The organism is Belnapia sp. AC561, from assembly GCF_979252845.1.
Window position 1 is genome coordinate 73,959 of record NZ_CEEDBP010000009.1, and the last position, 13,267, is coordinate 87,225.

14 protein-coding genes are annotated in these 13,267 nt (G+C 69.7%); 6 read left to right on the top strand and 8 right to left on the bottom strand.

Annotated features, from left to right (window positions below):
* Nucleotides 1-5: 5 nt before the first annotated feature.
* Nucleotides 6-821 carry a uroporphyrinogen-III C-methyltransferase gene (gene cobA, locus AC0IW9_RS09910; RefSeq protein WP_471648069.1) on the bottom strand — a complete coding sequence of 272 codons (816 nt, stop codon included), beginning with the start codon at nucleotides 819-821 and terminating at the stop codon, nucleotides 6-8.
* A gap of 108 nt (nucleotides 822-929) precedes the next feature.
* Between cobA and AC0IW9_RS09915 the strand changes: the two genes are divergently transcribed.
* Genes AC0IW9_RS09915 through AC0IW9_RS09930 form a run of 4 tightly spaced genes read left to right on the top strand, consistent with a single transcriptional unit; the run spans nucleotide 930 to nucleotide 4,357 of the window.
* Nucleotides 930-1,229 (top strand): DUF2849 domain-containing protein, encoded by a 300-nt coding sequence (locus AC0IW9_RS09915; protein WP_471648168.1) that lies wholly within the window; start codon nucleotides 930-932, stop codon nucleotides 1,227-1,229.
* Nucleotides 1,226-2,899: a nitrite/sulfite reductase gene (locus AC0IW9_RS09920; RefSeq protein WP_471648169.1), complete on the top strand. Its 1,674-nt coding sequence runs from the start codon at nucleotides 1,226-1,228 to the stop codon at nucleotides 2,897-2,899. Before AC0IW9_RS09915 ends, AC0IW9_RS09920 begins: the two co-directional genes overlap by 4 nt.
* A complete protein-coding gene (locus AC0IW9_RS09925) occupies nucleotides 2,886-3,383 on the top strand; it encodes a DUF934 domain-containing protein (RefSeq protein ID WP_471648070.1) in 498 nt (165 codons plus the stop codon). The genes AC0IW9_RS09920 and AC0IW9_RS09925 overlap by 14 nt, the downstream gene beginning before the upstream one ends.
* The gene (locus tag AC0IW9_RS09930) at nucleotides 3,383-4,357 is read left to right on the top strand and encodes a Bug family tripartite tricarboxylate transporter substrate binding protein (RefSeq protein WP_471648071.1); all 975 of its coding nucleotides are present in this window, start codon (nucleotides 3,383-3,385) and stop codon (nucleotides 4,355-4,357) included. Before AC0IW9_RS09925 ends, AC0IW9_RS09930 begins: the two co-directional genes overlap by 1 nt.
* Here the strand turns inward: AC0IW9_RS09930 and AC0IW9_RS09935 are convergent.
* The 3 genes from AC0IW9_RS09935 to AC0IW9_RS09945 are packed head-to-tail and all read right to left on the bottom strand — an operon-like array spanning nucleotide 4,354 to nucleotide 7,762.
* Entirely contained in the window at nucleotides 4,354-5,424 is a 1,071-nt protein-coding gene (locus AC0IW9_RS09935; RefSeq protein WP_471648072.1) for an amidohydrolase family protein, read from the bottom strand. The genes AC0IW9_RS09930 and AC0IW9_RS09935 overlap by 4 nt on opposite strands.
* Nucleotides 5,421-6,557, bottom strand: coding sequence for an acyl-CoA dehydrogenase family protein (locus AC0IW9_RS09940; protein ID WP_471648073.1), 1,137 nt, complete (start codon nucleotides 6,555-6,557; stop codon nucleotides 5,421-5,423). The genes AC0IW9_RS09935 and AC0IW9_RS09940 overlap by 4 nt, the downstream gene beginning before the upstream one ends.
* Nucleotides 6,557-7,762: an acyl-CoA dehydrogenase family protein gene (locus AC0IW9_RS09945; protein ID WP_471648074.1), complete on the bottom strand. Its 1,206-nt coding sequence runs from the start codon at nucleotides 7,760-7,762 to the stop codon at nucleotides 6,557-6,559. Before AC0IW9_RS09945 ends, AC0IW9_RS09940 begins: the two co-directional genes overlap by 1 nt.
* Nucleotides 7,763-7,876: 114 nt before the next feature.
* Between AC0IW9_RS09945 and AC0IW9_RS09950 the strand changes: the two genes are divergently transcribed.
* Nucleotides 7,877-8,674: an enoyl-CoA hydratase/isomerase family protein gene (locus tag AC0IW9_RS09950; protein ID WP_471648075.1), complete on the top strand. Its 798-nt coding sequence runs from the start codon at nucleotides 7,877-7,879 to the stop codon at nucleotides 8,672-8,674.
* Nucleotides 8,675-8,851: 177 nt separating this feature from the next.
* A complete protein-coding gene (locus AC0IW9_RS09955) occupies nucleotides 8,852-9,337 on the top strand; it encodes a response regulator transcription factor (protein WP_471648076.1) in 486 nt (161 codons plus the stop codon).
* A 25-nt stretch (nucleotides 9,338-9,362) separates the two neighbouring features.
* Here the strand turns inward: AC0IW9_RS09955 and AC0IW9_RS09960 are convergent, their stop codons facing one another.
* The 4 genes from AC0IW9_RS09960 to AC0IW9_RS09975 all read right to left on the bottom strand — a co-directional run bounded on the left by AC0IW9_RS09960 (nucleotide 9,363) and on the right by AC0IW9_RS09975 (nucleotide 13,253).
* Nucleotides 9,363-10,457 (bottom strand): LLM class flavin-dependent oxidoreductase, encoded by a 1,095-nt coding sequence (locus tag AC0IW9_RS09960; RefSeq protein ID WP_471648077.1) that lies wholly within the window; start codon nucleotides 10,455-10,457, stop codon nucleotides 9,363-9,365.
* A 16-nt stretch (nucleotides 10,458-10,473) separates the two neighbouring features.
* The gene (locus tag AC0IW9_RS09965) at nucleotides 10,474-11,433 is read right to left on the bottom strand and encodes a Bug family tripartite tricarboxylate transporter substrate binding protein (RefSeq protein WP_471648078.1); all 960 of its coding nucleotides are present in this window, start codon (nucleotides 11,431-11,433) and stop codon (nucleotides 10,474-10,476) included.
* A gap of 112 nt (nucleotides 11,434-11,545) precedes the next feature.
* The gene (locus tag AC0IW9_RS09970) at nucleotides 11,546-11,743 is read right to left on the bottom strand and encodes a hypothetical protein (protein ID WP_471648079.1); all 198 of its coding nucleotides are present in this window, start codon (nucleotides 11,741-11,743) and stop codon (nucleotides 11,546-11,548) included.
* Nucleotides 11,744-12,032: 289 nt separating this feature from the next.
* Nucleotides 12,033-13,253 (bottom strand): ABC transporter substrate-binding protein, encoded by a 1,221-nt coding sequence (locus AC0IW9_RS09975; RefSeq protein WP_471648080.1) that lies wholly within the window; start codon nucleotides 13,251-13,253, stop codon nucleotides 12,033-12,035.
* Nucleotides 13,254-13,267: the final 14 nt, after the last annotated feature.

The window sequence follows — 13,267 nt, forward strand, 5'->3', positions numbered from 1 at the left end:
GCCGCTCAGGCGCGCCGCAGGCGGGACGCCGCTGCCTCCGTCGGCCATAGCGCCGCGGCCAGGCCCACGACCTCGCCGATCACCACCAGCGCCGGCGTCGGCAGCCCGGCGCGGCGGGCATCCAGCGTGCATTGCCCGAGGGTGGTCCGCAGCACCGCCTGGCCGGGCAGCGAGGCCTGGGCGACGATCGCCACCGGGGTGGCCGGCGACCTGCCGGCGGCGATGAGCCGCAGCGCGATCTCATCCAGCTTCGAGGCGGCCATGAAGGCGGCGATGGTGCCGCCGGCCCGCGCCAGCGCGTCCCAGTCGAGGCTGTCCGGCAATGCTCCCGTCGCGTCGTGGCCGGTCACGAAGGTGACGGCGCTGGCGACGCCCCGATGGGTGAGGGGAATGCCGGCGGCGGCCGGCGCGGCCGTGCCCGCGGTGACGCCGGGGATCACCCGCCAGGGAATGCCGGCGGCGGCCAGGGCCTCGGCTTCCTCGCCGCCGCGGCCGAACAGGAAGGGATCGCCGCCCTTCAGCCGCACCACCCGCAGGCCGGCCCTTGCCCCGGCCACCAGCCGGGCATTGATCTTCGCCTGCGGCAGCGGCGCCAGGCCCTTGCGCTTGCCGACCGGGACGATGCCGGCGCCGGGACGGACCAGCCGCAGCATGGCGCGGCCGGGCAGGGCATCGTGCAGCACGAGATCGGCCCGGGCCAGCGCGCTGGCGGCACGCTGCGTCAGCAGGCCCGGGTCGCCCGGCCCGGCGCCGACCAGCCAGACCTCGCCCGGCGCCGGGGCATCGCCCGTCGCCAGGGCAGACATGTAATCCACATTCATGAGGCGTAATTTCCGGCTCGTGTCGGCTGGAAGATATACCCTTGTTGGTGCGTGGTTAATAATCTAAATGCGCGGCAATCACTGTGCAAAATCCGCCGGAGACATCCGATGAGCAGCAAGGCGAAGGCCCGGCCGGCCACCTCCCCCGTGGTATTCACCGGCAACGGGCTGCGCGATGGCCGGGTCGCCTGGCTTGGCGCCGAGGGGAGCTGGGTCGGCGACCTCGCCGCCGCCTGCCGCTTCGCACCCGAGGCCGCCACGGATGGGCTGGAGCTGGCCCGGCAGGGGGAACGGCAGCAGCGTGTCGTCGGGGTCTATGCCGTGGAGCTCGGCCCCGATGGCCTGCCGGCGAAGTATCGCGAACGGCTGCGGGTGACCGGCCCCAGCATCGATGCCGAGGCGGCCTGAGCATGAATGCGACCGTCATTCCGCCCTTCGCCCGCACCTATCGCTACGACGCGATCGACCGGGAATTCCTCGCCGAGCGCATCGCCGAGTTCCGCGGCCAGATCGACCGCCGCCTGGCCGGCGACCTCACCGAGGATGAATTCAAGCCGCTGCGGCTGATGAACGGCCTCTACCTCCAGCTGCATGCCTATATGCTGCGCGTCGCCATCCCCTATGGCGTGCTGAATGCGCCGCAGCTGCGCCAGCTGGCGCTGATTGCCCGTCGCTGGGACCGCGGCTTCGGCCATTTCACCACCCGGCAGAACATCCAGTTCAACTGGACGAAGCTGGAGGACGTGCCGGAGATGCTGGAGGCGCTGGCCGAGGTGGACATGCACGCCATCCAGACCAGCGGGAATTGCATCCGCAACGTCACCACGGACGAATACGCCGGTGCCTCCCCGGACGAGGTGGTGGACCCCCGCGTCTATGCCGAGATCCTGCGGCAGTGGTCGACCCTGCATCCGGAATTCACCTGGCTGCCGCGCAAGTTCAAATTCGCCATCACCGGCAGCCCGAGCGACCGCGTCGCCTCGCTCGTGCATGACATCGGCGTGGCAGCGAAGCGCAACGCGCAGGGCGAGGTCGGCTTCGAGATCCATGTCGGCGGCGGCCTCGGCCGCACCCCGCTGATCGGCCGCAAGCTGTACGACTTCGTGCCGGAGGCGGAGTTCCTCGGCCGCATGGAGGCGATCCTCCGCGTCTATAATGCGCTCGGCGAACGCGACAACATCTACCGCGCCCGCATCAAGATCCTGGTGCGCGACCTGGGCGAGGAGTTCCGCCGACTGGTCGATGCGGAATATGCGCAGATGCCGCCGCAGAAGTACCGGCTGGACCCGGCGATCGTCGCCGCCATCGCCGCGCATTTCGCCCCGCCGCCCTTCGCCCGGCTGCAGGACCAGCCGCTGCCGCAGGACCCGGGCTTCGCCGCCTGGGCCCGCGCCAGCGTGCGGCCGCACAAGCAGCCCGGCTATGCCTCGGTCACCATCTCCCTCAAGCCGATCGGCGGCATCCCCGGCGACGCCAGCGCGGCGCAGATGGAGGCGGTGGCGGATCTCGCGGAGCGCCATTCCTTCGGCGAGATCCGCGTCAGCCACGTGCAGAACCTGGTCCTGCCGCATGTCCGGCAGGAAGATCTGCACGCGCTGTGGCAGGGGCTTTGCGCGCACGGGCTGGCGACGCCGAACATCGGGCTGATCAGCGACATCATCGCCTGCCCGGGGATGGACTACTGCGCCCTGGCGACGGCCCGCAGCATCCCCGTCGCCCAGCGCATCTCGGAGCGCTTCGCCGACCTCGACCGGCAGCACGACATCGGCGCGTGCTTCATCAACATCTCCGGCTGCATCAATGCCTGCGGCCATCACCACGTGGCGCATATCGGCATCCTCGGCGTCGATAAGCGCGGCGAGGAGGTCTATCAGGTGACCCTCGGCGGCTCGGCGACCAACGACGCCGCCATCGGCACGCTGATCGGCCCGGCCTTCGGCTATGACGAGATCGTCGATGCCATCGAGACCATCATCCGGACCCATCTCGCGCATCGGGCGCCGGGCGAGCGCTTCGTCGATACCTATCGCCGCGTCGGCGCCGCTCCCTTCAAGGAGGCGCTTTATGCCGCTGCTTGAGGATGGCGCGCTGCGCCCCGACCCCTGGATCAGCGTCGATGACGAGGCCGCGCTGCCGGATGGGCCGGTGATCCTCAGCCTGCCGCGGCTGCGGCGCGATGCGGTGGAGCTCGCCCGGCGCAATGCGCCGATCGGCCTGGCCCTGCCGCCGGAAACCCCGCTGGCCGAGGTCGCGCCGCTGCTCGGCCTGCTCTCGCTCATCGCCCTGCGGCTGCCGAAGTCGAAGGATGGCCGCGCCTTCACGCAAGGCCGGGCGCTGCGCGAGTACCATGGCTTCAGCGGGGAGCTTCGCGCCACCGGCCATGTCATCCCGGACCACTATGCCATGCTGTTGCGTTGCGGCTTCGGCACGGTGGAGGTAGCCGAGGGCACCGACCCGGCGGTCTGGGACGCCGCCCGCAAGGTCGTCGGCATCGGCTACCAGCCTGCCCTTTCCCCCGATGCGCCGCTGTCCCTGCTGCGCCGTCGATTGAAGGTCGCGTGATGTTCCGCCGCACCGCCCTGCTGTTGGCCGCCGCCGCCCTGGTCCGCCCCGCCCTGGTCCGACCCGCCCTGGCCCAGGCGCCCTGGCCGGCCGAGCGCAGCATCCGCATCATCGTCCCGGTGGCCGCCGGCGGCAGCCAGGACATCGTCGCCCGCCTGCTGGCGCGGCACCTGACCGATGCGCTGGGCCAGAACGTGGTGGTGGAGAACCATCCCGGCGCCGGCAGCAACATCGGCTACGAGGCGGCGTCGCGGGCCAAGCCGGATGGCTATACCCTGCTCGCCGGCTCCGACAGCCTCTCGATCAACAAGACGCTCTTCCCCGGCCTCGGCTTCGACCCGGTGGAGGGCTTCGCCCCGGTGGCCCGTGCGGTGCGGGTGCCGCAGATCCTGGTGGTGCGGGCGGATAGCGGCGCCCGGACGCTCACTGATGTGCTCGCCGCTGCCCGGCGCGGCGCCTTCGCGGTCGGCACGCCGGGCAATGGCAGCCTGGCGCATCTGCTCGGGGAGCAGATCCAGGCGGCGGCCGAGGTGCGCTGGACCCATGTTCCCTATCGCGGCGGCGCGCTGGCGGTGAACGACCTGCTGGGCGGTACCTTGCAGGGCGTGCTGATCAACATCGGTGCCGTCACCGAGCATGTCCGCGCCGGGCGGCTGCGCGGCATCTTCGTCTCCTCCGCCGCGCGCACCCAGGGCCTGCCGGGGGTGCCGACCCTGGCCGAAGCGGGCATGGCGGGCGGCGAAGCGGTCGGCTGGCATGGCATCGTGGCACCGCGCGGCACCGACCCGGCCGTCATCGCCCGACTGAATGCCGCCATGGGTCAGGTTCTGGCCAGGCCGGAGGTGGCGGAACGCGTCGCCGCCCTGGGCCTCGAGCCGGTGAACGAGCCGCCGGAAGCCCTGGCCAGCCTGATCCGCAGCGATGCGGAGCGTTGGGCCACGGTCATCCAGCGGGCACGCATCCAGCCGGACTAGCGGAGGTCGACCGCGAGCCCCGCCGGCATCCGATCCAGCCCATAGACCCGCGTCGCCGTACCGCTGAACAGCGCCGTCTTCTCGGCGGCGCCGGCCCCGGCGGCGAGCCGCTTGAAGGCATTCCACAGCACGGGATAGCTGCACATGCCCTTGTCGACCGGGAAATTGCTTTCGAACATGCAGCGCGGCGCGCCGAAGGCCTCGATGCAGGTCTCGATATAGGGCTTCCAGGCCTCGGCCAGAATGGCGGAACCGGGCGGCTTCGGTGCGTGGTGGAAGTCGAATCCGTTCACCTGCATCGCCAGCCCGCCCAGCTTCACCACCGTATTCGGCAGCGCCGCGAGCGCCAGCATGTCCCGTTTCCAGTCGGGGAAGAGCTCCGCCCGGCGGCCGGCATAGGGGCCGACGCCGAGCGGCCCGCCGACATGGTCGATGACCAGGGTCAGTTCCGGCACCGCCCTGGCCAGCGCCGCCACCAGCGGCAGCTGCGGGTGATAGGCCCAGACGTCGAGCGTCAGCCCCATCGCCGCCAGCCGCTTCGCCCCGGCGACCATGGCGGGATTCTCGAGCGGCCCCGGCGGCGGCGCGACGAGGTTGGAGCGGATCTCCGGCGAGGCATTCCAGGCCGTGCGGTTGCGCACGCCGACGAAGCGCGGGCCGGCGATGGCCCGATGCGCCTCCAGCAGCGGCGCGACCCGGTCGCCGAGCGTCAGGTCCACCATGCCGATGATCCCGGCACAGGCGCGGGTCGGGCCGTACTTGCCGGTGGCAGCCTGCGCCGCCGCACCGGTGACGAATTCCGTCTCGCCGAGCGACTTCTCCGCCTCCGGCCCCGCAGCGCGGTACATGGCGCCGCATTGCACGAAGATGGTGGCGCGGATGTCGTGGCCCGTCGCGGTGTCCCGCAGCAGGTCGTCGAGGAAGTAGTGCTCCCCCGGATGGTCCCAGAGGTGGTGGTGCGGATCGACGATCGGCAGCCCCGGCTCCAGGATCTCCTCCCTGGTCTGGTCCAGCCAGTCCGGCCGGACCATCACCTGCCGGGACGGCGTCAGCAGCGCATCGCTCACGCGACCTGATCCGCCAGCTTGTCGAGGTGATAGGCGGTGTCGCCGAACATGTGCTCGACCACCATGACGCGGCGGAAGAAGTGCCCGACGGCGTATTCCTCCGTCATGCCGATGCCGCCATGCAGCTGCACCGCATTCTGCGAGACGAAGCGCCCGGCCTGGCCGACCCCGACCTTGGCCATGGCGATGTTCCGGGCGCGCTCTTCGGCATCCGGCTCGTCCACCATCATCGCCGCCAGCATGGCCATGGACCGGCCCTGCTCCATCGCCACCAGCATCTCCGCCGCGCGGTGCTGCAGCGCTTGGTTCTCGCCGATCGGCTTGCCGAATTGCTGGCGGGTCTTGAGGTAGTCCAGCGTCATGGCCTGCATCGTCTCCATGGCGCCGATGACCTCGGCCCCGGTGGCGGCGATGCCGGCTTCCGTCACCCGGATGATGGTACCGAGGGCCTCGTCCTGCTCGCCCAGCAGCGCCTCACGTCCCACCTGCACGCCGGAGAGGGAGACCTCCGCCGCCCGCGTGCCGTCCCGCAGGGTATAGCCGCGGCGGGCGACGCCCGAGGCATTGCCATCCACCAGGAACAGCGAGAGGCCCCGCGCATCGTCCCGGTCGCCGGCGGTGCGGGCGCTGACCACCAGCTTGTCGGCGCAATCGCCGTGCAGCACCACGGACTTGGCGCCTTCGAGGATGAAGCCGCCGGCATTGGGCTTCGCCGTGGTCAGCACGTCGGTCATGTCGTAGCGCGCCTGGCGCTCGCTGTGCGCGAAGGCCAGCTTGGTTTCGCCGGCGGCGATGCCGGAGAGGATCTCCTCCTGCTGCGCCGCGCTGCCGGCCAGCTTGATGGCGGTGGCCCCCAGCACGACGGTCGCCAGATAGGGCTCCAGCACCAGATGCCGGCCGAAGGCCTGCATCAGCAGCATGATGTCGACGGGGCCACCGCCGAAGCCGCCGAAATCCTCGGCGATCGGCAGGCCCAGCAGGCCGAGCTCGGCATACTGGCCCCAGAGCTTCTCGCTCCAGCCGTTTTCCGTCTTCAGCAGCGCCTTGCGCTGCTCGAAGCCGTATTCGTTGCCCAGCAGGCGGGTGACGCTGTCGGTCAGCAGGCGCTGGTCGTCGGTAAGATCGAAGTCCATTACAGCCCCAGCACCGCTTTGTTCAGGATGTTCTTCTGGATCTCGTTGGTGCCGCCATAGATCGAGGCGGCCCGCAGCATCAGGTAGGCCGGCGCCATCTGCGGCGCCCAGTCCGGCCCGATGGCGGGCTCGTTCGCCAGCGCCGCCAGCTCCCGCTGCCAGACCGGCATGGCCTGCGGCCCGCCAACATCCATCACCAGCTCCGAGCTGTTCTGCAGCAGCTCCGTCCCCTTGATCTTGAGCACCGAGGAGATCGGATCCGGCTTGTTGCCGCCCGATTTCACATAGGCCGAGATGACCCGGAGCTGGGTGATCTCCAGCGCCTTCATGTCGATCTCAAGCTGGGCGACGCGGGTGCGGAAGGCCTGGTCCTCGATGAGGGGCTTGCCGTTCATGCGGACCTCGCGCGCCACCTCCTTGGCGTAGCGCACCCGCTCCTTCGACTTGCCGAGCCGGGCAATGCCGGTCCGCTCATTGCCGAGCAGGTACTTGGCGACCGACCAGCCCTTGTTCTCCTCCCCGACGAGGTTCTCGACCGGCACCTTCACATCGGTGAAGAAGACCTCGTTCAGGTGGTGGCTGCCGTCGATGGAGATGATCGGCCGGACCTCGATCCCCGGCGTCTTCATGTCGATCAACAGGAAGGAGATGCCCTCCTGGCGCTTGGAGGCCTGCGGATTGGTCCGCACCAGGCAGAAGCACCAGTCGGCGTTGTGCGCGGTGCTGGTCCAGATCTTCTGGCCGTTGACGACATAATGGTCGCCTTCCTTCTTCGCCGCCGTCCGCAGGCTGGCGAGGTCGGAGCCGGCGCCAGGCTCGGAGAAGCCCTGGCACCACCAGTCGTCGAGGTTGGCGGCGCGCGGCAGGAAGCGCGCCTTCTGCGCCTGGGTGCCGAACTGCACCAGCACCGGGCCGAGCATGGTGATGTTGAAGCTCAGCAGCTCCGGCGCCGGCGCCGACAGGTTCTCCTCCAGGAAGATCATCCGCTGGATCGCGGTCCAGCCCGGCCCGCCCCATTCCTCGGGCCAGGAGAAGGCGGCCCAGCCCTTGGCATTCAGGATGCGCTGCCAGGCGATGGTGTCCTGCTTGCGCGGCGGATGGCCGAGCCGCATGCGCTCCTTGATCTCGCGCGGCAGGTTCTCGGCGATGAAGGTCCGCACTTCCTCGCGGAAGGCGACCTCCTCGGGGGTGAATCGCAGGTCCATGGATGGTCCCTTCCCTTGATGCTTGCTGTTGGGGCGATACTGGACCCGGGGGCCGGGGGCTGACAACCGCGGCCCGGGCGTTCAGTCTCCGCCGCCTTTCAGGGAGACCCCGCCATGAACCTCGATCCGCTTGAGACCCTCAGCCTAGAGACCCCGGCGCCGCATGTGCTGGTGGTCCGACTGAACCGGCCGCAGGTCTCGAATGCGATGAATACCCAGATGGGCCTCGACCTCTATTCCATCTGGTCGCGCCTGTTCGAGGATGCCGGGGATATCCGCTGCGTGATCTTCGCCGCGGCCGGGGACCGCGCCTTCTGTGGCGGCGGCGACCTGAAGGAGCGCAACGGCATGACGGATGATGCCTGGAAGCGCCAGCACGAGATCTTCGAGCGGGCCTTCTGGAAGCAGCTCGACTGCCCCATCCCGATCATCGCCGCGGTCAGCGGCCATGCCTTCGCCGGCGGGCTCGAGATGGTCCTCGCCAGCGACTTCGCCTATGGCGCCAGCACCGCCCGCTTCGCCCTGACGGAGGTGACCATCGGCATCATGCCGGGCGCCGGCGGCACCCAGACCTTGCCGCGGGTGGTGGGCGAGCGCCGGGCGAAGGAGATCATCCTCGCCGGCAAGCCCTTCACCGCCGAGCAGGCCCGCGACTGGGGCATCCTGAACCGGGTCTGCGAGCCGGGCGAGCTCTGGGCGGCGGTGATGGAGACGGCGACGGCGATAGCCGGCAATGCGCCGCTCTCGGTCCGCCAGGCGAAGAAATCCATCCATTTCGGCCTGCAGATGGATATCCGCACGGCGCTGCGCTTCGAGATCGAGGCCTACAACCACCTGGTCGGGACGGAAGACCGGATCGAGGGAATCAAGAGCTTCAACGAGAAGCGGAAGCCGGTCTTCAAGGGGAAATAGCAGAGGGGGGCGGAACGCCTCCTCCCGGCTTCGAGACAGGAGTCTCGAAAAAAAGTATACGTCCCACACAATCACGGGTTGTAATTTCGCGCTGACGGCCAAGCTGTTGGCGATGGCTTGGCATCCGGCGGCCGTCATCGTGGCGCCGGATGCCGCAGGCTTGCGAAAGGGGAGTCGATGGCGCCGCACGACCAGATGCCGGACGAAGCCTGCAGAGGCCCATCGCAACGGCCACAAGTCCTGGTCATCGAGGACGAGGTGGTGATTGCCATGATGCTGGAGCAGATCCTCGTCGAGGCCGGCTACGACGTCATCATGGCATTCAGCGGCGAGGAGGCTCTTGTCACGGCGGCCTCGCTCGATCGCATGGCCCTGGTCGTCACGGATATCGGCCTGACCTACGGGATCGACGGACGCTCGGTCCTGCGTGAATTGCGGGCCAAGACCCCGCATCTGCCCGCGGTCGTGGTGACGGGCTTCGGCGAGTGGCGGCACGAGGCCGATCTGCGGGGCCTGGGGGGGCCGACCGCCCGTCTGCTGAAGCCCTTCGGCACCGAGGAATTGATGACGAGCATCCAAACCGTGCTGGCGGCCCGCGCCAAATCCATGGAGGAGCCAGCGCGCCTCAACCGGGTGGACGACCGACGCGGCCCCTCCCGCTGAGAGGGGCGCCGAGCCGGGCCTTCGCCTATTCCGCGGCCAGCGCCGGCGCGGCCACCGCCGCCCGCACCGCCGGCAAGAGCCGCTGGCCGAAATCCACCGCATCCTCCAGCGGATCGAAGCCGCGGATCAGGAAGGTGGTCACCCCCAGCGCGTGATAGGCGGCAAGGCTTTCCGCCACCTGCTCCGGCGTGCCGACCAGCGCCGTGGTATTCGCCCCGGCGCCCACGGCCGCGGCCACCTCGGTCCAGAGCCGCTTGTCCTGCACCGGTCCGGCGGCTGCCGCTTCCAGCAGACGTTGGGAACCTACGCTCTCCGGCTTGGCGCTGCCGCTGCCGAAGCGCTCCCCGCGGAGGTCCTTGATCCGCTCGATGATCCGCCGCGACCGTGCCCAGGCGGCCTCCTCGGTATCGCCGAGCACCGGGCGGAAGGACAGGCTGAAGCGGATGCTGGCCGGGTCCCGCCCGGCCCTGGCCACGCTGGCCCGCACCCGGGCGATGGTGTCCCGCGCCTGCTCCAGCGTCTCTCCCCAGAAAGCATAGACATCCGCCTGCCGGCCGGAAATCTCGATTGCCACGTCGGAGGAGCCGCCGAAGAAGACCGGGATATGCGGCTGCTGCAGCGGCTTCACGTCGGAGAAGGCGCCCTCCACCGTGTAGTACTTGCCGGCATGGTCGAAGGGGGCGGTGCTGGTCCACATGCGCTTCAGCAGCGCGACATATTCCTCCGATCGCGCATAGCGCTCGTCATGCGGCAGGAAGTCGCCGTCCTTCTTTTGCTCCGTCGTGCTGCCGCCGCTGATCACATGGATCGCCGCGCGCCCGCCCGAAAGCTGGTCGAAGGTGGCGAATTGCCGGGCGGCGACCGTCGGCGCGATGAAGCCCGGCCGATGCGCCACCATGAAGCCGATCCGGCTGGTCGCCGCCGCGGCCTGCCCCGCCACCAGCAGGGCATCGGGCGAGTTGCTGCCCCAGGCCACCAGGATCCGGTCGAAGCCCGCGTCCTCATGCGCCTTGGCGAAGCGGCGGATATAGGCGGGATCGATCACCGGCCCCTGTGGCGGATGAATCTCGGATTGCGCGCGATGCGAGATCATCCCGATGAATTCAAGCGCATGGGCCATTCGGCTTTGCCTCCCGTTATGAGATCCGCAGCCGGCGCAGGGCGCGCCCGACGGCGGCGTGGTCGTCCGCGATCCGCTGGCCCACCGCCTCCGGCGTCATCGGCTCCACCCGCAGGCCGAGGCGATGCAGCGCCGCCGCCACCTCGGGCTCGGCCAGGGCCTCATTGAACGCCTCGTTCAGCCGCGCGACAACCGGGGCCGGCGTGGCGGCCGGGGCGACCCAGCCGAACCAGCCGCTGCCCGGCCAATCCGCGCCGACGCCCTGCTCGGCCAGGCTCGGCAGGTCGGGGAAGGCATCCCAGCGGCCGGCGCCGACCGTGGCCAGCCCGCGCAACTGCCCGGCTTCCACATAGGGGGCGACGGCCGGGTCGATCATGATGTGGCAATCGCCGGCCAGGGTGCTGGTCGCCGCTGCGGCGCTGCCGGGGAAGGGGACATGCACCGCGTCGTAGCCGCCGGCATCCGCCAGCAGGGCCCCCCGCAGGTGGCTGACCGAGCCGATCCCCGGCGAGGCATAGTTCAACAGCCCCGGGTTGCGGCGGCCATAGTCGAACAGCTCCGCCAGCGTCTTCACCGGCAGGTCGGGGTTCACCGCGACGATGCTATAGGCCTCGCCGGCCATGGCGACCGGGGCGAAGGATTTCAGCGGGTCGTAGCCCACCCGGTTCAGGTGCGGCGCGATGGTCAGGTTCGAGGCAGAGGCGTTCAGCAGGCTATAGCCATCCGGCTTCGCATCGGCGACGGCCCGCGCCCCCACGGCGCCGCCGGCCCCGGCGCGGTTCTCCACCACCACCGGCTGGCCCAGCCGCCTGGTCAGCGCCTGGGACATGGTGCGGGCGGTATTGTCGTTGGTCGCGCCCGGTGGATAGGGGCTGAACAGGCGGATCGGCCGGTCCGGATAGGCCTGGGCCCGGGCGGCATTGATGAAGGGCAGGCTCAGGGCGGCCGCGAGGACCGAACGTCGGGTGGCGCTCATCGCGCGATCTCCTTGGGAGGGACCAGGACCGCGGGTGGCCTGGCCAGGCCGGTGAGGGTCAGCGCGCCAAGCAGCACGGCCCAGACCAGCAGGGTACGGAACAGCAGGTGGATCATCGGGGCTCGGGGACGTGGCGGTTGCGCCGCTCCACCAGCCGGGCGACGCGCGCCGCCTCGGCCGGATTGGGGAAGCGGGCGCCGTCGATATCCTCGACCACGGGGTCGGTGGCGACGAAGCGCCAGGCGGCGGCATCCGAGACGGCGACGCCGAGGAATCGGCCGTCCACCTCGATGGGGCGTGACGTCAGCATGGGGATCTCTTTCGCATCGTTGGCAGGGAAGGCAGGGCGGCGCTCAGCGCCGACAGCGCATCCCGCAACGGGCGGAGAGGTGGCGCTTTAGCGGTTGGTGACGCGGTGCAAGCTGCATGGTTCAAATCCCGCGGCGACGGAGCGGTATGCTCCGCCAACGCTGCTATTTACCCCATGTCGGTCGTGGTTCGTCAAATTCAAATCGTAATCCATCGTGCAATGCAGCCCTGGCGATGGTGCATGGCAACCAATGCACGATTCGATGTCGCGTTATGCGGGTGGCCGCCGGTCAGGCCCGGATGAAGGGGCAGCCGCCATCGGCGAGCGGCCGGAAGGCCTGGTCCGCCGGGGTGGTCGCCACCAGCTTCAGGTAGTCCCAGGGCCCCTTGCTTTCGGCCGGGGTCTTCGCCTGGAACAGGTAGACCGGGTGCAGCTTCCGCCCATCCGCCCGGACGCTGCCGGGGCCGAAGGCATCGTCGTCGGTCGGCAGCCGCTTCATCGCCTCCACCGCCTCGAGGCCACTCGCCTTGGCCCGGGCCACGCCGATGCTCTCCACCGCCTTGAGGTAGTGCAGGGCGCAGGAATAGGCCTGGAATTGCACGCTGTTCGGATAGTGGTTGTTCGCCATCTTGCCCTTGAGCCGCCCGGTCAGCGCCCGGGTGCGCTCGTTCAGGTCCCAATAGGTGCTTTCCGTCATGGTCAGCCCCTGCGCCTGCACCAAGCCCAGCGTATGCACCTCGGCGATGAAGCCGATCATCGCCGCCACCCGGATCTTGCGCCCCTCCAGGCCGAATTCCTGGCCCTGCTTCACGCAGTTGATCATGTCCGTGCCGGCGTTGCAGAGCGCGATGACATCCGGCCGCAGCGAGGCCGCGGTGACCAGGAAGGAGGAGAAGTCCGTCGTCTGCGGGAAGGGATAGACGCTGGCCCCCACCACCTGCCCGCCATGGGCCTGGGCGATGCGCGTCACCTCCCGCTGCACCGAATGGCCGAAGGCGTAGTCGGCGGTGATGCAGTAGAAGCGTTTCGCCCCGGCCTTGGCCAGCGCCCCCGCGGTGCTGTTCGCATTGGCCCAGGCATCCGTCGTCCAATGCACCATGTTAGGCGAGCAGCCGGGGCCGGTGAGGTCGCTCGACGCACCGCCGCTGTTCAGGTGGACCTTGTTCTTCTCCCGCGCCATGGCGTTGATCGCCAGGGCGATGGCGCTGTTGTTCACCTCGAGGATGGCGTCCACCCCCTGGTCGTACCATTGCCGGGCGATATTGACGCCGACATCGGCCTTGTTCTGGTGATCCGCCTGGATGATCTCCACCGCGAAGCCGCGGTTGCCGAAATCCTGCACCGCCTGCCGCGCGGTGACGACGCAGTTGGGCCCGCTGATGTCGCGGTAGGGCCCCGACATGTCGGAGAGTACGCCGATGCGGATCGGCGGCGCCGCCTGCGCCCTGGCACCGCTGCCGAGCGCAACGGTGGCCGCCAGCCCGAGGGCCGTGCGTCGCGTGAATTCCATGGATGTCTCCCTGC